Source organism: Streptomyces lichenis (assembly GCF_023218175.1).
In the GTDB taxonomy this organism is placed as follows: Bacteria; Actinomycetota; Actinomycetes; order Streptomycetales; family Streptomycetaceae; genus Streptomyces; species Streptomyces lichenis.
In genome coordinates this window covers 24,430-42,174 of sequence record NZ_JALPTH010000035.1, presented here as the reverse complement: position 1 = coordinate 42,174, position 17,745 = coordinate 24,430, and the positions used below count along the sequence as shown (strand labels likewise).

The 17,745-nt window shown below is 75.9% G+C and carries 17 protein-coding genes; 6 read left to right on the top strand and 11 right to left on the bottom strand.

What is annotated here, in order from left to right:
* Window positions 1-10 precede the first annotated feature (10 nt).
* A complete protein-coding gene (locus M1O15_RS27715; RefSeq protein WP_248636943.1) occupies window positions 11-1,249 on the bottom strand; it encodes an FUSC family protein in 1,239 nt (412 codons plus the stop codon).
* A 128-nt stretch (window positions 1,250-1,377) separates the two neighbouring features.
* On the opposite strand from M1O15_RS27715, the gene M1O15_RS27710 reads away from it, so the two are divergent.
* Complete coding sequence (locus M1O15_RS27710) at window positions 1,378-2,187, top strand: SDR family oxidoreductase (RefSeq protein ID WP_248636941.1); 810 nt, start codon at window positions 1,378-1,380, stop codon at window positions 2,185-2,187.
* An 81-nt stretch (window positions 2,188-2,268) separates the two neighbouring features.
* On the opposite strand, the gene M1O15_RS27705 is transcribed toward M1O15_RS27710, so the two are convergent.
* From M1O15_RS27705 to M1O15_RS27690, 4 genes are all read right to left on the bottom strand, one after another.
* The gene (locus M1O15_RS27705; protein ID WP_248636940.1) at window positions 2,269-3,072 is read right to left on the bottom strand and encodes a metallophosphoesterase family protein; all 804 of its coding nucleotides are present in this window, start codon (window positions 3,070-3,072) and stop codon (window positions 2,269-2,271) included.
* Entirely contained in the window at window positions 3,069-3,323 is a 255-nt protein-coding gene (locus M1O15_RS27700) for a hypothetical protein (protein ID WP_248636939.1), read from the bottom strand. The genes M1O15_RS27705 and M1O15_RS27700 overlap by 4 nt, the downstream gene beginning before the upstream one ends.
* The gene (locus M1O15_RS31940) at window positions 3,320-4,309 is read right to left on the bottom strand and encodes a nucleotidyltransferase family protein (RefSeq protein WP_372499597.1); all 990 of its coding nucleotides are present in this window, start codon (window positions 4,307-4,309) and stop codon (window positions 3,320-3,322) included. Before M1O15_RS31940 ends, M1O15_RS27700 begins: the two co-directional genes overlap by 4 nt.
* Before the next feature lie 631 nt (window positions 4,310-4,940).
* The gene (locus M1O15_RS27690; RefSeq protein ID WP_248636938.1) at window positions 4,941-6,656 is read right to left on the bottom strand and encodes a collagen-binding domain-containing protein; all 1,716 of its coding nucleotides are present in this window, start codon (window positions 6,654-6,656) and stop codon (window positions 4,941-4,943) included.
* A 253-nt stretch (window positions 6,657-6,909) separates the two neighbouring features.
* Between M1O15_RS27690 and M1O15_RS31725 the strand changes: the two genes are divergently transcribed.
* On the top strand, window positions 6,910-8,853 hold the full coding sequence (locus M1O15_RS31725) for an ABC transporter ATP-binding protein (RefSeq protein ID WP_248636937.1): 1,944 nt from the start codon (window positions 6,910-6,912) through the stop codon (window positions 8,851-8,853).
* Window positions 8,854-8,893: 40 nt separating this feature from the next.
* Here the strand turns inward: M1O15_RS31725 and M1O15_RS27680 are convergent, their stop codons facing one another.
* The gene (locus M1O15_RS27680) at window positions 8,894-9,484 is read right to left on the bottom strand and encodes a TetR/AcrR family transcriptional regulator (protein ID WP_248636936.1); all 591 of its coding nucleotides are present in this window, start codon (window positions 9,482-9,484) and stop codon (window positions 8,894-8,896) included.
* A 210-nt stretch (window positions 9,485-9,694) separates the two neighbouring features.
* Here M1O15_RS27680 and M1O15_RS27675 point away from each other — a divergent pair, with 210 nt between their 5' ends.
* Window positions 9,695-10,165 carry a nuclear transport factor 2 family protein gene (locus M1O15_RS27675; RefSeq protein ID WP_248636935.1) on the top strand — a complete coding sequence of 157 codons (471 nt, stop codon included), beginning with the start codon at window positions 9,695-9,697 and terminating at the stop codon, window positions 10,163-10,165.
* Between the two features lie 37 nt (window positions 10,166-10,202).
* Entirely contained in the window at window positions 10,203-11,072 is an 870-nt protein-coding gene (locus M1O15_RS27670) for an NmrA family NAD(P)-binding protein (RefSeq protein ID WP_248636934.1), read from the top strand.
* Window positions 11,073-11,090: 18 nt separating this feature from the next.
* Here the strand turns inward: M1O15_RS27670 and M1O15_RS27665 are convergent, their stop codons facing one another.
* Entirely contained in the window at window positions 11,091-11,591 is a 501-nt protein-coding gene (locus M1O15_RS27665; protein WP_248636933.1) for a GNAT family N-acetyltransferase, read from the bottom strand.
* Window positions 11,592-11,919: 328 nt separating this feature from the next.
* Here M1O15_RS27665 and M1O15_RS27660 point away from each other — a divergent pair, with 328 nt between their 5' ends.
* Entirely contained in the window at window positions 11,920-12,345 is a 426-nt protein-coding gene (locus M1O15_RS27660) for a cold shock domain-containing protein (RefSeq protein WP_248636932.1), read from the top strand.
* 857 nt (window positions 12,346-13,202) lie between these two features.
* On the opposite strand, the gene M1O15_RS27655 is transcribed toward M1O15_RS27660, so the two are convergent.
* Together M1O15_RS27655 and M1O15_RS27650 are read right to left on the bottom strand one after the other, a co-directional pair.
* On the bottom strand, window positions 13,203-13,442 hold the full coding sequence (locus M1O15_RS27655; RefSeq protein ID WP_248636931.1) for a hypothetical protein: 240 nt from the start codon (window positions 13,440-13,442) through the stop codon (window positions 13,203-13,205).
* A 106-nt stretch (window positions 13,443-13,548) separates the two neighbouring features.
* Complete coding sequence (locus M1O15_RS27650; RefSeq protein WP_248636930.1) at window positions 13,549-14,022, bottom strand: NUDIX hydrolase; 474 nt, start codon at window positions 14,020-14,022, stop codon at window positions 13,549-13,551.
* Window positions 14,023-14,125: 103 nt separating this feature from the next.
* Here M1O15_RS27650 and M1O15_RS27645 point away from each other — a divergent pair, with 103 nt between their 5' ends.
* Window positions 14,126-14,926 (top strand): uracil-DNA glycosylase, encoded by an 801-nt coding sequence (locus tag M1O15_RS27645; RefSeq protein WP_248636929.1) that lies wholly within the window; start codon window positions 14,126-14,128, stop codon window positions 14,924-14,926.
* A 24-nt stretch (window positions 14,927-14,950) separates the two neighbouring features.
* On the opposite strand, the gene M1O15_RS27640 is transcribed toward M1O15_RS27645, so the two are convergent.
* Both M1O15_RS27640 and M1O15_RS27635 read right to left on the bottom strand, forming a co-directional pair.
* Window positions 14,951-16,195 (bottom strand): FAD-dependent oxidoreductase, encoded by a 1,245-nt coding sequence (locus tag M1O15_RS27640; RefSeq protein ID WP_248636928.1) that lies wholly within the window; start codon window positions 16,193-16,195, stop codon window positions 14,951-14,953.
* Window positions 16,192-17,634, bottom strand: a complete 1,443-nt coding sequence (locus tag M1O15_RS27635) for an NAD(P)/FAD-dependent oxidoreductase (protein WP_248636927.1) — start codon at window positions 17,632-17,634, stop codon at window positions 16,192-16,194. The genes M1O15_RS27640 and M1O15_RS27635 overlap by 4 nt, the downstream gene beginning before the upstream one ends.
* Window positions 17,635-17,745: the final 111 nt, after the last annotated feature.

Sequence of the window (17,745 nt, the reverse complement as noted above, 5' to 3'; positions counted from 1 at the left end):
CGGGCCGGGCTCAGCCGGCCTCCACGGTGGTACGGCGCTCCCGCGCGGCGCCGCGCAGCCGGCGGCGCAGCGCGGCCAGCCGCGGGTGCCGCTCGCCCAGCTCGGCCGCGTTGCGGTCCAGCTCCTGGGTGAGCCGCTCGGTCCGCTTGTCGATGTCCAGCTCGTCCAGGATGCGATCGATCTCGGCCAGCAGCGCCCCGTGCAGCTGCCACTGCCGGGGGTGCTCTTGGACGTCCTCCAGGAGCAGGTCCGCCACCCGGTCCCGGGTCTCCCGGCTCGCCGCCAGCGCCCCGGTGAGCAGGTCCTCCGCCTCCTCCGCGCTGTCCGCGGCCTGGGTGGTGATCAGCTGGGCGAAGGACTCGATCGCCAGGGCCATCTCCCCGAACAGCTCCTCCAGCGCCTCCGCCACATCCGGGGCGAACAGCGACTCCTCGGTGCGGAACTTCGACAGGTCGGTCAGCGAGCGGGTCAGCACCCGCAGTACCACCGCGCAGATCTCCAGGGTGTCCAGACCGGTGCGCAGCACCACCCGGGACAGCAGCCCCTCCCGCACCCGGGGGTTGAACCGCAGGCTGTCCTCGGCCTGCCGCAGCGAGGCGTCCACCTCCACGATGTCGTGGTCCAGCCGCCGCGCCTGGTGCAGCCGGGCCGCCGCGTGCGGGAAGGAGATGTGGCCCTCGCCGATCTCCTCGCCCATCTCCCGGAACATCCGGCCCATCCCGCGCGCCAGCCCGTCGATGGACGCCCCCGCCGTCTGCACCCACACCGGCGGCGCGAACAGCAGGTTGAACAGCAGGCCCACCCCGGCGCCGATCAAAGTCTCCAGCACCCGGTGCCAGGCCTGGGTGGCCGCCTGGGACACCCCCAGCACCAGCATGGCGCTGATCGCCACCTCCGGGACGAACTCGCTGACCTTCACGAACCGGCCGATGATCAGCGCGGCGAAGATCGTCAGCCCCAGACTCCACCAGCTCAGACCCACCAGGGTGGAGAACCCGGTGGCGATCAGCACCCCCACCACCACCGAGTTCACCCGGCGGATACCGGTGGTGAGCGTGGCGTAGAGGGTCACCTGCACCACCAGCAGCGCGGTGAGCGGGGCCGTGAGCGGCGCGGGCTGGGGAGGGAGGACGGCGAGGGCGACCACATAGGAGATCACCGCGGCGGTCGTGGAGCGCAGGGTCTGCGCCGCCACGGGCTCGGTGGTCCGCCGCACCAGCTTGATCACGGGGCCTGATACGTCCGGCATCCCCTTCCCCTTCCCGATCATGGCCGATTCAGCACGGTCCCGGGCGCCGAACCCCTCGTACGCCCGGGTTTGCCGCCACCCGCCCGTGGTACCGCCCATCGGACACCCACCACCTCAGGGAGGCACCGATGGACACCCCCGCGGGCCGGGGCACCCCGGTCGCCGTCGTCACCGGCTCCGACTCCGGCATCGGCCGGGCCACCGCCGTACGCCTCGCCGAGCAGGGCATGGACATCGGCATCACCTGGCACTCCGACGAGGAGGGCGCCCGGCGGACGGCCGAGGAGGTGCGCGCCTCCGGCCGCCGGGCCGCCCTCGCCCGTCTGGACCTCACCCGGCTGCCGGAGGCGGCGGGCGCCGTCGAGGAGCTGGCCGAATCCCTCGGCCGGATCGACGTCCTGGTCAACAACGCCGGCACCGGCACCGCGACCCCGTTCGTGGACCTGTCCTACGAGACCGTCCGGGACGTGGTCGACGTGGACCTGATCGGCCCGTTCCTCTGCTCCCAGATCGCCGCCCGGCGGATGATCGCCCAGGGCGAGGGCGGACGGATCGTCAACGTCACCTCCGTCCATGAGCACCAGCCCCGGGTCGGCGCCGCCCCCTACTGCGCCGCCAAGGGCGGACTCGGGCTGCTCACCCAGGTGATGGCGCTGGAGCTGGCCGAGTACGGGATCACCGTCAACGCGGTCGCGCCCGGCGAGATCGCCACCCCGATGACCGGCCAGGAGGACCGGGACGTACGCCAGGAGCGCCGCCCCGGCGTGCCGCTCGGCCGCCCCGGCGACGCCCGGGAGGTCGCCGCGGTCATCGCCTTCCTGGCCGGCCCCGAGGCCTCCTACGTCACCGGCTCCTCGTACGCGGTGGACGGCGGGATGCTGCGGATGGGCCCGATGGCCGGCTCCCATCTGCGCGGCGACGACTGGCGCCGCCCCTGAGCCGGTACGCGCCGAGGGGCCCCGCCACCCTGGCGGGGCCCCTCACCTCTCTGCGGGCGGCCCGCCCGCCGCGCCGGCGGCCTACCGCACCCCGGCCGCCCGCCCCGCGACGGCTTCCGTCCCGGTCCCAGTCCCGGTCCCGGGACCGGCGCCGTCCGAGGTCCGCACCGGCAGGTGGTACACCGCGAACGCCTGCCCCAGCACCGGCTGCGCCACGTTCCGCACCCGTACGCCCTCGCTGGTCATCCCGTGCTCGGCGCCCATGTGCGCGTGCCCGTGCACCGCCAGATCGGCGCCCGCCGCGTCCACCGCCTCCGCCAGCAGATAGCTACCGAGGAACGGGTAGATCTCCAGCGGCTCACCCGCCAGGGTGTCCGGCACCGGCGAGTAGTGCGTCAGCGCGATCCGCACCGCGCACCCCGCCTCCGCCAGCGCCTCCAGCGCATCGCGCAGCCCGTCCGCGCAGCGCCGGGTGTAGCGGATGAACTCCTTCATCTCCGGCTCGCCGAACTCGCCCCCGCTGCGCCCGGCGAACCCGCCGCCGAACCCCTTGGTCCCGGCCACCCCGACCCGGACCCCGCCGATGTGCAGGACGGTGCCCTCCTTCTCCAACACGGTGACCCCGACCCGGTCCAGGGCCGCGGCCACCCCGGCCTCCTGGTCGCTCTGGTAGTCGTGGTTGCCCAGCACCGCCACCACCGGCACACCCAGCCCGGCCACCTCGCCGGCCACCACCTCCGCCTCCTCGACGGTGCCGTGGCGGGTCAGGTCCCCGGCGAGCAGCAGCAGGTCGGCCCGCTCGGACAGGGTGTCGAAGGCCGGGCGCAGCGTCCCGGCACCGTCCGGGCCCAGGTGGATGTCGCCTACCGCCGCTACTCGGATCACGTCAGCTCCTCGGGGTGCTCGGGGGCGTCCGACCGGACCACGACCAGGTCCGCGTGGAGCGGCAGTCCGGCCAGCTCCTCCTCGGCGAGCCGCAGGATCTCCGCCCGGCACGCGGGGGAGGAGACGGTCCCGTACAGCGCCACGCCCGTGCCGCGCTGCTCGATCCGGACGCCCAGTTCGGCGATGTCCTCACTCGCCAGCCGGTCCCGCAGATGGGCGATGCGGTACTCGGCGGTGTCGGCGGCGGTCATGGCGCCTCCTCTCGCGGACCGGCAGCGGGACCGGACCGCGCGTCGATGATGTTCAGGCGCTCCAGCAGGAAGAGGAACGCCTCCGCCATCGGGGCGCCCTCGCTCTCCTCCCGCAGCAGATCCCAGTCGATCTTCTCCCGCAGCGCCCGGGCGATCGGCAGCACCGGCCCGAAGTCGCAGTGGTGCTCGGAGAAGGCGGCCAGCAGACTGGCGACCAGGTCGGTCGGCGCCAGCACCGGCATCCGCACCGAGTCCACCGGCAGGGTCTGGGCCCGGTCCAGCAGCTCGTGGGTGACTGGATGGCGGGCCAGTTCGAAGATGAGGTCGATCTCCTCACCGTGGCTGCGCGCCTTGATCAGCCAGTCCTCCGGCGGCACCCGGACCTGGATGCCCGCCTTCTCCAGGTCCCGGGTGATCGCCTCGGAGTCCTCCCGGGTGATCGCGAAGTCGGTGTCGTGCTGGAAACTGGCGGGCACCCCGTGCGCATAGGCGGCCACACTCCCGGCCAGCGCGAACGGATGGCCGGCCGCCTTCAGCAGCCCCGCCACGTGCTTGGTCGCCTCCAGGATGGCCTGGGTGCGGTCCGGCGGATGCGCGGCCCGCTCCACATGGCCGAGCCCGCCCGCCACCGGCCCGCCGACCCCCGCGCCCGCCCCGAGCGCGGCGTCGGCCTCCCGGTCCGCGTCGGCCTGACCGTGCGCGTCCGCCTCACTGTCCGCCTCCGCGCGCGCGTCGGCCCGCCGGCCGGCCGCACCGCCGAAGTCCGCGCCCCGGACGGTGCCATGCCCGCCACCGCGGGGAAGGACCGTGCCGGTGCCGCCCGTGCCGTTCTCCCGGCCTCCGGGCAGGGGGCCCGGGTCGGCGGGGACGCCCAGCGGTGCCGGAGCGACGCCGTCACCGGCCACCTCGCTGCCCCCGGCCAGCCGCAGCCCGGACGGCTCGCGCGGCCCGTCCTGCCGGGTGGCGTCTTCCGAGTAGTTCCTCACAGGGTTTCCGTCCTCCTCGTCGGCCTGCCAGGGGAGCCGATCGGGTACCCGGGCGGTGGTCTTTTATGGCGGTCGCGGTGGCGGAACGGCAGCACCCGTGCTGCGGCGACGCACGAGGGAGTCGGACCGTGTGCGAACCGGCGACCATCGAGGCCCCCTCCGTACCGGGCGCCCAGGACCTGCCGGAGACCCCGCTCGGCGCCGGACCGATGCCCCGGACCGGCGAGGTACGGGCCCCCCGGGCCGAAGCGCCGCCATACGCCCCCGCGCGCGCCCCCGCCACCGGGGCGCTCACCCCTCCCCGCCATCGCCGGGTACTCAGCGTGGCTGGCCGACGCGGTATCGAGCCTGCTGAAGGCGGGCCGCTGCCCCCGGTGCTCGGCGCGGCGACTGCACCGTCCCGCTGGGCAACCTCCTCGCCCCGCGCCGCCGCGCGGCCGCCACGGGCCGCTGTTCCCGGACCGGCCACACCGCCCGGATCTCCGGCGGTCTGAGCCGGCCGTAGCTGGAGCCCGTGCTGCGGACCGCACTCGGCCACCCGGAGGCCGACCGCCTCTGCCGGGGGGCGCGGCGCGCGGGAACCACGGCGGGGCCGGTCGATCCAGTCGGCCCCGCCGTGGTCCCCGGCCCCTCAGCCGCGCAGCCCGCGCCGGTTGCGGCGGGCGACGGTGACCAGGGCGACCCCCGTGCTGACGAAGAGCGCGGCGGCGCCACCCGCCACCCACAGCACCGGCCGGGAGCCGGTGTCCGCCATCGCACCGGCGGCACCCTCGGCTCCCCTGTCCCCGTCGGCCGCCGGGTCACCGGGCTTGCTGCCCCCGGCCGCGGGTGGTGAGGACGGGACGGGCGTGGCGGCGGGCTCGGGCTCCTCCTGCGGCGCGACCGGTTCGGGGGACAACTCCATGCCCTCCGACTCCGGCGCGCTCTCCAGCGGTGCGTCCTGCGAGACCTCCGGCTCCGGCGCGGGCCCGTCCTTCGCGGGATCGGTCGCGTCCGGTACGGGATCGGTGCCGCCCGGTACGGGTTCGGCACCGCCGCCGGGGCTCGCCCCGCCCCCGGGTACGCCACCCTCCGGCGCCGCGCCCACCCCCGTACCACTGCCCGTGCCGGTAGCCGTCCCCGTCCCCGCACCGCTCCCCGCCCCCGTAGCCGTACCGCTCCCCGTACCGGTGCCCTGCTCCGCCGCCCCCGTCCCCGTCCCGGACCCGCCCCCGCACACCGGGCGGGCCGTGAACGGGGCGGTGCGGTAGCTGCCCGCGTCCATGGCGGGCCCGGCCGGTCCGGCGAGGCGCCCGGCGGCGAGCTCGCGGACCACCAGCTCGCCCTCCATGGCCGCCGGGCTCAGATCGGTGAACCGGGCGCGCGGTGCCCGCACCGCACCCACCAGGGTGCCGCCGCCCGGGGTGAGGGTCAGCTCGCGGGCGTCCCCGAAGCTCCACAGCAGAGAGGCGGCGTCCGCCCCGCCGATTCCGGCGAGTGCGGGGGTGCGCCAGCTCAACCGGCCGCCGGTGTCCGCGGTGTCGACCGCGACCACCAGCGGGTTGGCCGCGGTGGGTCGGTGCTCGAACACCAGCAGCCCGATGGCGGCGAGCTGCCGGCCGGTCAGCCGCAGCACACTGGTCCCGGTGGCGGCCGGCCGCACCCGTACCGTCGCGCCCGGCGCGAGGGCCGCGCCCTCGGCGAGCGGTGCCCCGCGGTGGTCCCGGAGGGTGACGGTCCCCGGGCAGCCGGCCAGTGCGTCGGCCCGCTCGCGGTGCGCGGTGAACACCCGGTCGAGGTCGACCAGCCCGCGCGCCGCCAGCGAGGTGTCCGGCTGGGCCGCCGTCAGCTCGATCCGCGGAGTGGACCCGTACGCGGCCCCGGCCGCCACCAGTTGGGTGGCGGTCGTCGCCGCACCGGGTGCCGTACCCGCCGTAAGGGCCGCGGCCCCCGACAGATCGCCGACCTTGACGTAGCCGTCGCCCCGCACCCGCAGCACCCCCTGCCGGGCGGAGCCGGCGAAGTCGACCGCGCCGCCGACCAGCAGGGCGGTGGGCCGGGCGTCACCGGCCGCGGTGAAGGTGCCGGGGGAGCGTGCGGCGACCTGCTGGACCGCGCCGAACGCCAGGTCGCCGCCGACCGCGACCGCCCCGTCCACCCTGGCTCCGGCCAGCAGCGCGTCTCCGTGCACCACGATCCCGAATCGGCCGTCGACCGCCGTGCGTTCCGGTGCTCCCGGGGACCGGTCACCGATCGGCGCGGCCACCGCGGTGGCCGCCATGGTCTGCGCCGCGCCCAGGGCGCACAGTGCGCACACCGCCGCCATCGCGCCCAGTCGGCGCGGGGCCCTCTCCGCCATCCATCGCATAACGGGAAAATAAGATCATCGGTTCGTAAGGGTGGAAGCGACGCGCCCATGGTCCGAACCGCCTCACATCAATGGGGGTACCGTCCCTCGCCCCGTGATCGCAGCCCGCGCGTAGCCACCTCCGTGCGGCGTTTCACCCGGTCGGCGGCGGGGGAGCGCTCCGTGCGGCGGCCGACTGCCGCGGCACGGGGCGTTCCCGGCCCGTGGCAACGGACCGGGAACGAACAACACCGCGTGAGGAAAGGGGACGGCCGTGGGCGAGAGGCGTACCAGGAGACCGTTACGCAGGCCCCGGCGGATCGCCCCGGTGGTCTCCGCCGGGGAGCGCGAACTCTTCGGCGGCGCGCTGCGCTACGACTTCGGCTGGGTGAAGCACGAGTACGCGATGCTCGACCTCACCCCGTTCGCCGCCGTGCGCGCGCTGCCGCGGCTCCTTGCCACCACCCTGCGGATCGCCCGGGACGCCGACCGCCGCGCGCTGTACACCGTGGGACTCGCCGAGGTCGGCCAGGGCACCGCCCAGGCCTTCGGCCTGCTGCTCACCAACGAGATCCTGGCCGCCCTGTTCGGCACCGGCCCGGCCGGCGACCGGCTGCGCGCCGCGCTGCCCGCGCTCCTCGCGGTCGCCGTCCTCGCCTCCGTCGGCGCGGTGCTCGCCTCGCTCTCCACCGCGGCCACCGGACGGCTGGAGCCCAAGGTGGAGCGGCTCGCCACCGAGGGGTATCTGCGGCGCGCGGTCGCGGTGGAGCTGTCGGCCATCGAGGACGGCGAGTTCCGCAAGCTGCTGGACTCCGCCCAGTTCGGCGCGCTCTCGGCCCGGGCCATGGTCGGTGCCTGCGTCGCCGCGCTCAACGGCATCTTCGGCATCCTGGCCGCCGGCGGGGTGCTCACCGTGCTCCATCCCGCCCTGCTGCCGCTGCTGGTGCTGATCGCCCTGCCGCGCGGCTGGGGCGCCATGCACGTGGCGCAGCGCCGCTACGCCTCCCGGATGAACTGGATCGAGCACGAGCGCGCCGCCCGGCTGGTCAGCGGGCTGATCACCGAGCGCGGCTCGGCCCAGGAGATCCGCGTCCACCGGGCCGGGCCCTATCTGCTCGACCGCTACCGGGACATGGCAGAGACCTCCGAGGCGGAGCAGACCCGGCTGGCCCACGGACGGGCCGTCACCGAGCTGACCGCGGCCGCCTTCTCCGGCGCCGCGACCCTGCTCACCTACGCCGCGCTCGGCGCGCTGCTGGCCACCGGCCGGATGGACATCGCCATGGCGGGCACCGCCGCGCTCGCCGTACGCACCGGGTCGGCCAACCTCAGCGCGCTGATCGCCCATGTCAACACCCTGCACGAGGAGTCCCTGTACGTCCGGGACCTGCACCGGCTCACCACCGAGGCCGACCGGCGGGCCATCCCGGTCGGCGGCGCCCCGCTGCCCGACTTCCCCGGGAAGATCGTCTTCGAGGACGTGGTCTTCCGCTACCCCGACCGCGAGGAGCCCGCGCTGCGCGGTGTCAGCCTCACCCTGACCGCCGGCACCGTGGTCGCGCTGGTGGGAGCCAACGGCTCCGGCAAGTCCACCCTGGTCAAGGTCCTGGCCGGGCTGCACCTGCCCGACGGCGGCCGGGTCCTGTGGGGCGGCACCGATCTGGCGGAGGCGGACCGGTACGACGTCTTCCGCCATGTCGCCGTGCTCGACCAGGACTTCCAGCGCTGGCCGTTCACCCTGCGCACCAACATCACCATCGGCGAGCCCGACGGCGACCCGGCCCCCGGCCGCCTGGAGCGGGCCGCCGCCCACTCCGGCGCGGACCGGCTCGGCACCACGCTGCCGCGGGGCTACGACACCCTGCTGGCGCGCCAGTTCCGGGGCGGCTCGGAGCTCTCTGGCGGCCAGTGGCAGACCGTCGGCCAGGCCCGGCTGCGCTACCGCGAGGCGAGTCTGGTCATCGCCGACGAGCCCACCTCGGCGCTCGACCCGGAGGCCGAGGTCGACTCCTTCCGCCGCATCCGCGACCTGGCCGCCGAGGGCCGCACGGTGGTGCTGGTCAGCCACCGGATGGCCGGGGTCCAGGCGGCGGACGTCATCCACGTACTGCACGAGGGGCGGATCGTGGAGTCCGGCTCCCACCAGGAACTGATGGACCGCCCGGACTCCCGCTACCGCCGCATGTACCAGCTCCAGGCCGAGCAGTACGGGAGCTAGACCCGGTTCCGCGGGGCTCGCTGCGCCGCCCGCGCGGACCTCATCCTCCCTCGGGCGGGATCACCGAGTGCGCGTACGCGGTGAGCCGCCGTCGCAGCTCCGCGACCGGCAGCCGCTCATCGACGGTCAGATGGGCGACCAGGTCGGCCCGGACGGCGGCCAGCAGGGCATGGGCCAGGAAGTCCGCCCGGCCGGCGGTTCCGGTGAGGCGGGCCAGCTCGTCCCGCAGGACGGTGTGCCACCACCCGTACGAGGGGCTCCGGTACGGGCTGGCCGCCCCTCCGGCCTCCTCCAGCGCCAGGTACAGGCCCTGGTTGTCCAGCTTGGCGCCAAGCAGGGCGTTCAGCACCGCCACCACCCGCTCCCGGGGCGGGGCGCCGGGCCCGAGCGGGGGCGGCCCCGACTCCACGGCCTGGCGCAGCGGCGCGGACCGCCGCTCGGCCAGGGCCTGGAGCAGGCCGGTGCGGTCGGTGAACGCACGGAACACCGTGCCCTTGCCTACCCCCGCGGCCTCCGCGACGGCGTTCATGCTCACCCCGTCCGCGCCACCCCGGGCGAACAGGGCCTCGGCCGCGTCCAGGACGGCCTCCCGGTTGCGTACGGCGTCCGCGCGCCGGCGTGGCTCGGACATGGGGACCTCCGGTGAAGCGCTGAGCGGCTGGAGAGCCGAATGGCTGTGGGGCGGACGGGCTGAGAAGTGCTTGCCAAGCGGACCGATGGTCCGTATCGTCGCTCCCATCGATACGGACCGGCGGTCCGCATCCTACCGGCCCCGGCCCCGCATCCGCGCCCCACCCCCCCTTCTTCTCCCTCTCTCCCTCTCCGCCCTGAGGAGGCAGCGATGACCCACCGTCCGCGCCGGCCCCACCCCGACCCCTCGACCGCCCCCGGGGAGCTCTACCGCCACGCCCTTGACCTGCTGCTCGCCAAAGACATCGACGGCTGGGTCGGGCTGTGGGACGAGCACGGGGTGATGGAGTTTCCGTTCGCTCCCGAGGGCTGGCCCCGCCGGCTGGAGGGGCGGGCCGCGGTCGCCGGCTATATGCGCGGCTATCCGGACCACATCGACCTGCGCGCCATCCCGTATCTGGAGATCACCCCGACCGCCGACCCCCGCACGATCGTCGCCGACCTGCGCGCCACCGGCCGCCTGGGGGCCACCGGGGAGCCGTATGAGATGTCCTATATCGCGCTGGTCACCGTCGTCGGCGGACTCATCACCCGCTACCGCGACTACTGGAACCCGCTCGCCGTCCCGGAGTCGGCACGCGGCCCCCGCGCCTTCGCCCCCACCGCCCCCCACCACCCCTGAACCCCGCTCAGCAGCCCTTGTCCCGAGGAGACCTCAGATGCCCCACCCCGGCACGATCCTGGTGATCGGCGCGACCGGAACCACCGGCAGCCGGCTCGTCCGCAGGCTGGTGGACACCGGACACCCCGTCCGCGCGGCCGCCCGCCGGCCCCGGCCTGCCGTCGGCGCCGAGTCCGCCAGCTTCGACTGGAACGATCCCGATACCCACCGCCCGGCGCTCGACGGAACCGCGGCCGTCTACCTGATCCCGCCCCCGGGCACCCTCGACCCCGTCCCCGTGATGCTGCCCTTCCTCGACCTGGCCCGGCGTGCCGGGGTGCGCCGGGCGGTGCTGCTCAGCTCCTCCCAGGTGGAGTCCGGCGGACCGGGTGCCGGCGGCGTCCACCGGGTGCTGCCGGAGCTGTTCCCCGAATGGGCCGTACTGCGGCCGTCCTGGTTCATGCAGAACCTCACCGGGCAGCACCAGCACGCCGAGGCGATCCGCCGGGACGGGCTGCTGGTGACCGCGACCGGAGGGGGCCGGGTCGCGTTCGTGGACGCCGACGACATCGCCGCCGTCGCCGCGCACGCCCTCACCGATCCCGTGCCGCACAACACCGACCGGGTACTGACCGGACCCCGCCCCCTCTCCTACGCCGAGGCGGCCGCGGTCCTCAGTGAGGCCACCGGCCGTCCGGTGCGCCACCGCCCGGTCACGGTGGCCGAGATGACGGCCCGCTACGCCCCCTTCATGCCCGAGGAGTTCGCGGCCATGCTGGCCGGCCTGGACGGCGCCATCGCCGAGGGTGCCGAGGACCGGGTCACCGAAGAGGTCGAACGGGTCACCGGACGGCCCCCGCGCTCCTTCGAGGAACATGTCCGCGCGGCGGTCGCCGCCGGGGAGCGGACGGCGACCGCCGCCTCCTGACGGTTCCGTGCGCCGGGCTCAGACCGGGATCGCCTTGCGGAAGCACACCCGGTGCTGCCCCGGACCGTCGTAGTCGCGGTGCACGGGCAGCCCGTCCCACTCCGCCTCGCTGCTGTCCAGGGTGAAGCCGAGCGCCTGGTGGAAGGCGATCGACCCGGCGTTGCGGTGCGAGGTCGCGGCCCGCACCTCCCGGCGTCCGGCCTCCGCCGCGCGGTCGAAGAACGCCGCGTACAGCCCCCGGGCCAGACCCCGGCCCCGCAGCGCCGGCTCCACCCCGACGTAGTGGATGTAGGCGTGCTCGTCGTTGTCGGCGGAGTGCAGCCCCACCAGGAAGGCCTTGATCCCGGTCCCGTCCTCGGCCACCAGGCTGGTCCCCGAGAAGGACTGGAGGAACAGTCGCGGCAGCGCCGGCACCGGGTGGCGGCTTCCGGCGGGCGTGGACCCGCCGTCCCACCAGCGGTGCACGCACTCCACGAGCGCGGCGTGGTCGGCGACGCGGGCGCGGCGCAGCATCGGCATGATGTCGGTCCCCTTCGGACTCGGTGTGCCCGGTGTGCCACCGGTGAGGCGCCGGGGCGGCCACCTCCCTCCCCACCATGCCGCCGTTCGCCGGAAGGGGCGCGGCGACCTCGGCGTGTCGCGGCGAGCGGATGACCCCGCGCCGGTAATGCCCCGGCTGTGAGTGGACGCGGACCCGTGGGGCACCCGGATCCCGGCCGCCGACGGGCGCGAGATACCCACCGGCGTTCCCGCCCTCCACCGGATGGCGGTAGATTCTCCGCGGGCCGGGGCGCGCAGGCGCGTCCGGCCGACTGGTCCGTGGTGTGTGGTGTGTGGAGGTACGGCTGTGCTGACGGTGGGCAAGATCCTGCGCTTCGACGATGTGCGCGGTTACGGGTTCATCGTCCCCAATGACGGGGGCGAGGACGTGTTCATGCACGCGAACGACCTGGTGGACGAGAAGTACCTGTACCAGGCGGGGCGTGAGGTGGAGTTCTATCTGGAGGTGGGTGACAAGGGGCCCAAGGCCTCGGAGATCCGGCTGGTGTCCCCGCCGCCGGCCACCGCCCGGCCGGCCCGGGTGGCCCTGCCCCGGGTGGGAGACGACGACGTGGACGACGACACGGTCGACGTGCTGACCGCCGAGGAGTTCCGCGCCGAACTGACCGAGGCCCTGCTGGACGCCGACGGCACCCTCACCGCGGCCCAGGTCAAGCGGGTGCGCGCCCGCCTGGTGGAGCTGGCCGCCGACCACGGCTGGGTCGAAGGCTGACCCGGGGGGCTCGGCCCCTCCCTGCCCGCAGACCCGGGGGCTCCCCGGGCCGGCGGGCACGCGGCGACCGTCACGCCCGAGCCGTGCCCGCTGCCCGGCTAGCGACTCGCACTGGGCGTCCGTGTATGGAACGGTCCGGCCCCGTGTGCTGAGCCGGGCCAGCCGCCCGCGCACCAGGAGGCCGGGCGCTCGCGTGCCGCGACGGGCCGGGCCCCGCGTGCCGAGCCGGGCTCGCCGCCCGCGCACCAGGGGCCGAGCGCCCGGGTACCGTCCGGCGGACAGGGCTTTGCCTGCCGATTCGGGCTCGCTGCCCGTACAGCGACTCGGGCCGGGCATCCGCGTACCGCACCAGGCCGATCCCCGCGCACCGGCTCGGGCCCGCTCCCCGCGCACCGGCTCGCGCTCGGCGCCCACGTGCTGAGGCGACCGCCCGGCGCGTCCAAGCGCACCCACCATCCACGTACCGCACCGGCCCCGGGCACTCGCGCACCGCACGGGGTTCTTCTGCACCGCACCGAACGTCCTCTCATACGTCCGTGGCTCGCAGCCCGCGCACCGACTCGGACCGGGCGGCCCTCCGCACCGCACCGGGCGCCCATGTGCCGCCCAACGGGCCGCAGCCCGCGTACCGACCGGGGCCGGGCGCCCACGTGCTACCCAACGGACCGCAGCCCGCGTACTGACCGGGGCCGGGCACCCGGGCTCGTCGGCGCAGGCCCGAGGAGACGGCCCGCCCCAGGGGACGAGGAGTCGCGGCCCGCGCGGGTGCCGTGCCGGTGGCCGGACCGGCGCGTCGACGCGTACGGGGGCGTCCCCGCCCCAGGCCCGGCGCCCCCGTCGGGAACCGCGCCGCCGTGCTACGCCGAACCGTCCAGGTCCGGTCCGCGCAGCGCCGACACGCAGCGCAGCAGCCGCTCCTCATTGCCCGTCAGCCCGGCGCGGCGCAGCGCCTCGTCCGCCTCGGCCATCGGGGAGGTCAGATACACCCCCGCCAACGGCGCGGTGTCCGGATCGGTGAGCACGGCCCGGGCCGTCTCCATCAGCCTGACGTACGCCTGAGCGGCCGCGCGCTCCCGGGGGTCAAGAACCACCGTCATCCCACACTCCCTGTCGACCGGTTGGACCTCCACTCTTACGCACGCCACTGACAGTCACCCTGATCGAACGTCAGCCGCCGGTCGCCACGCGCTCCGGCCCCCGCCCTCACCGGCCTCCGAGATGCTCGCGCAGCCGCTCGACGAACACCCGCTGCGCCGACACCAGTCGGAGCTCCGCCTCCTCGGGCGTGCACCAGGCCACCCGGTCCACCTCCGGGAACTCCCGCTGGGTGCCCGAACCCCGCGGCCACTCCATGGTGAAGACACCCGGCACCACCTCGGCCGGATCGAGGTCGCCCTCCAGGGCCCACACCGTCACCACCTTGCCGCCCGACTGCCGGACCGACCCCAGGGGCACCGTCTCCCCGGCCGGCACGGGCAACCCCAGCTCCTCGGTGAACTCCCGGCGGGCCGCGTCCTCGGGCGGCTCGTCCTCCTCGTACTCGCCCTTCGGCACCGACCAGGCGCCCTCGTCCCGGGAGGCCCAGAACGGTCCGCCCATATGGGCGATGAGCACCTGGAGGCCCCCGCCCGGCGGGGTACGGAACAGCAGCAGGCCCGCGCTTCGCTTCGCCGTCATGCGGTCGAGCATGCCGCACCCGGACCGGGCCCGCCCGCGTGGGCGCCCAAGGACCGGGCAGGCGCATACCCGCGCCCGCCACCCGAAGGGAGACCCGCCGCCCATGCCCGTACCGCCCCCGACCCCGCCGCCCGGCGCGCCGGAGGACCGCACCGACGATCCCCGACATCCGGCGCTGGCGGCGCCCACCGCGGCCTCGGTGCCCGACCTGGACGGTCTGGTCGCCGACTGCCGGGCCTGCCCCCGGCTCGTGGAGTGGCGGGAGCGGGTGGGCCGGGAGGGGCGGCGCGCCTACACGGGCTGGGACTACTGGGCCCGGCCCGTCCCCGGCTTCGGCCCCGAGGACGCCGCGCTGCTGCTGGTGGGGCTCGCCCCGGCCGCCCACGGCGGCAACCGCACCGGGCGGATGTTCACCGGCGACCGTTCCGGCGACGTGTTGTTCGCCGCGCTGCACGACATCGGGCTGGCCAGCCAGGCCGAGGCCGTCCGCCCGGACGACGGGCTCGAACTGTACGGGACCCGGGTCACCGCACCGGTCCACTGCGCGCCGCCCGCCAACAAGCCGACACCGGCGGAGCGGGACACCTGCCGCTCCTGGCTGGTCCGCGAGCTGACCCTGCTGCGGCCCACCGCCCGCGCGCTGGTGGTGCTCGGCGCCTTCGGCTGGCAGGCGGTGCTGCCCGCGCTCGCCGAGGCGGGCTGGGTGGTGCCCCGTCCCCGCCCGGTCTTCGCCCATGGTGCCCGGACGGTCCTGGCGGCGGCCGACGGCGGCCCTTCGCTGGAGCTGTTCGGCTGCTACCACGTCAGCCAGCGCAACACCTTCACCGGCCGGCTCACCCCGGAGATGCTCCGCGAGGTGCTGCGCACCGCCGCCCGGGCCGCCGGACTCGACCCCGTACACTGACGCGCCCCGCTCCGACCGCGGAACTCAGCGGACGGCGATCCGCACCGGCCCGCCCGCCGGGTCCACCCGGTCCACCCATCCGCCGGGCAGCGACGCTGAGCGGTCCGGCCCGAGGGGCGAGCGCAGCCGGTGGCGGGCGAGCAGCCGCCCGTCCTGGCGGACCTCCACCACCACCGGCCGGGGCAGCGGCCGCAGCGCCCTCAGCCGTACCGCGTCCGGCGCGGCGGCACCCGGCACCAGCAGGTTGGGCACCGCCCAGCGCAGCGGCCCGGCCACCCGGACCGGCACCGGGCCGGCGGGCCAGGGCCCGCCCCCGCGCAGGAAGTCCAGCACCGGCCCGGCCACCGCCCGGCCCTCCGCGGCGGCACTCGGCGCGCGCTCCACCGCGTGCAGGGTGTTGCCCACCGCGAACACCCCCGGTGCGCTGGTACGGAAACCTGCGTCCACGGCCGGGCCGCCGGTGCCCGGGTCCAGCACCACCCCGCCGTACCGGGCGAGCACCTGGTCCGGCACCCAGTCCCCGGTGAACACCACCGTGTCGCAGCCCAGCACCGCCGTACGCCCGTCCGGGCCGGCCACCGCGACCCCGCTGAGCCGCCCCCGCCCGGCCAGTCCGGTGACCCGCGCCCCGCGCAGCAGCGGCACCGGCCCGCCGAGGCCCCCGGCGGACCGCCGCCACCCGCCGACCGCCTCCTCCGCGACCACCGCGGCGACCTCCGTACCCGAGCGGCGCAGTGCCAGGACCGCCCGCCGCGCCACCGGGCCGCCGCCCACCACCACCGCCCGCTCACCCACCCGCTGCCCGAACAACTCGACAGAACGGAGCAGTTCACCGGTGGTCAGCACCCCGGCCGGCCGGGTCCCGGGCACCAGCCGGGCGCTGCGCGGACGCTCCCGCGCCCCGGTCGCCAGCACCACCGCCCGGGCGGTGATCCGCTCCAGTCCGCCCGGCCCGGTCGTCTCCACCGCCCCCGGCCCCGGACCCGCTCCCGTGTCGGGGAGGTCCGCCCAACCGGTGGCGGACACCCCGGTCCGCAGCACCGCCCCGGCGCGTAGCGCGGCCGTGGTCAGCCACCGGGCGTACCCCGGGCCGCCGAGCGGCAGCCCCGGACCGGGGGAGCGCAGATACCGCAGGGCGCCGCCGGGCGCGGACTCCCGCTCCAGCACCTCCACCGCACCCGCCCCCGCCGAGGCCAGCCCGGCCGCCGCGGCCAGCCCCGCGGGCCCGGCGCCGACCACCAGCACATCCACCGTCCGCTCCCGCCTCACCGGGCCGCCCCTTCCAGCAGCGCCCGGACGGCCGCCCCGCAGGCGAAGCCCTGGCAGCGGCCGGCGAGCGCCCGGGTGCGCCGGAGCAGCCCGCCCGGTGAGACGGGCGGCAGTTCGGAGGCGAGCGCGTCGCGGATCTCGCCGAGGGTCACCCGTTCGCAGTGGCAGACCACCGTCCCGTACGCCGGGTCCGCGGCGATCAGTCGAGCGTCCGCGTACGGCCTGGGGAAGGCCTCACCGAGGTTGGGCATCCGCACCGGCGGCAGCGGCCGCACCGCGCCCGGATCCAGGTCCAGCCCGGTGTCCGCCAGCAGCCCGGCCACATGGCGGGCGATCGCCAGGGAGGCGGTCAGCCCGGTGGAGCGGATCCCGCCCACCGTGACACAGCGCCGCCCCGGGTGGGCGGTGATCCGGTAGTCCTCCTGCCCGGTGGCCGCGCGGAGCCCCGCGTAGACGGCGGTGACCTCCTCGGCCACCAGCTCCGGCAGGATGCGCGCACCCTGCTCGCGCAGCCGGGCCGTGCCTTCCTGCGTCGACCCGGTCGCCGTCTTCTCGGACGGGTCCAGGTCCTCGGCGGTCGGGCCGAGCAGCACCTTGCCGTGCACGGTCGGTGCGACCAGCACCCCCTTGCCCAGCGCGGTGGGCACCGGCAGCAGGATGTGCCGCACCAGCGAGCGGGCGAAGGCGTCGAAGACCAGCAACTGGCCGCGTCGGGGGGTGACCGTGAAGTCCCGGTAGCCGAGGAGCCGGTCCACCTCGTCGGTGTACAGCCCGGCCGCGTTCACCAGATACCGGGTCCGCAACCGGCCACGGCTGCTGAGCAGTTCATGGACCGTACCGGTTCCGGAGACGTCCTCCGTGACACCCTCCAGCCGGCAGTTCAGATGCAGGTCCACGCCGGCGCGTACGGCCTGGACGGCGTAGGCGAGCACGGTGGTCCAGGGGCAGATCAGGCTCTCCCCGGGGACCTCCAGCGCCCCCAGGGCACCCGGTCCCAGATGCGGTTCGCGGGTGTACAGCTCGTCGGCGTCGATGAGCCGGGTGGTGCGGTGGCCGTTGGCCTCGGCCTTGGCCGCCAGTGCGGGCAGCGCGGCCAGCTGGGTGCCGTCCCAGGCGACCAGCAGCGCGCCGACCGGTTCGACGGGGATGCCGGTCTCGGCCGCGTACGCCGTGAGCAGCCGGTGCCCCTCGCGTACCAGCCGGGCCTCCAGGGTGCCCGGCACCGCGTCGAAACCGGTGTGCAGAATCGCGGTGTTGGCCTTGGAGGAGCCTTCACCGACGTCCTCGGCCGCGTCCAGCACGGCGATACGGAGCGGGTGGCGGGCCAGCTCGCGGGCGATGGCCGCGCCCACCACCCCGGCGCCCACCACGACCACGTCATACGGCTCTCCGCCACCACCGTCCACCCCGGCGGCCGGAAGCGAACCCCGCCGGGTCACGCCCCCAGGACGGTGCCCTACCTCGGCTGTCCCTGGGCGGTGCCCGTCGCCGGGGCTCCCAGGCCGGCGCCCTTCCCCGCCGACGCCAGACCGGCGCCCCTCACCGGCCAC

Bases quoted from the DNA above. Each gene is read 5' to 3' on its own strand.
- M1O15_RS27715 (WP_248636943.1), bottom strand. From the start codon at position 1,249: ATGCCGGACGTATCAGGCCCCGTGATCAAGCTGGTGCGGCGGACCACC.
- M1O15_RS27710 (WP_248636941.1), top strand. From the start codon at position 1,378: ATGGACACCCCCGCGGGCCGGGGCACCCCGGTCGCCGTCGTCACCGGC.
- M1O15_RS27700 (WP_248636939.1), bottom strand. From the start codon at position 3,323: ATGACCGCCGCCGACACCGCCGAGTACCGCATCGCCCATCTGCGGGAC.
- M1O15_RS27690 (WP_248636938.1), bottom strand. From the start codon at position 6,656: ATGCGATGGATGGCGGAGAGGGCCCCGCGCCGACTGGGCGCGATGGCG.
- M1O15_RS27680 (WP_248636936.1), bottom strand. From the start codon at position 9,484: ATGTCCGAGCCACGCCGGCGCGCGGACGCCGTACGCAACCGGGAGGCC.
- M1O15_RS27675 (WP_248636935.1), top strand. From the start codon at position 9,695: ATGACCCACCGTCCGCGCCGGCCCCACCCCGACCCCTCGACCGCCCCC.
- M1O15_RS27670 (WP_248636934.1), top strand. From the start codon at position 10,203: ATGCCCCACCCCGGCACGATCCTGGTGATCGGCGCGACCGGAACCACC.
- M1O15_RS27665 (WP_248636933.1), bottom strand. From the start codon at position 11,591: ATGCCGATGCTGCGCCGCGCCCGCGTCGCCGACCACGCCGCGCTCGTG.
- M1O15_RS27655 (WP_248636931.1), bottom strand. From the start codon at position 13,442: ATGACGGTGGTTCTTGACCCCCGGGAGCGCGCGGCCGCTCAGGCGTAC.
- M1O15_RS27650 (WP_248636930.1), bottom strand. From the start codon at position 14,022: ATGACGGCGAAGCGAAGCGCGGGCCTGCTGCTGTTCCGTACCCCGCCG.
- M1O15_RS27645 (WP_248636929.1), top strand. From the start codon at position 14,126: ATGCCCGTACCGCCCCCGACCCCGCCGCCCGGCGCGCCGGAGGACCGC.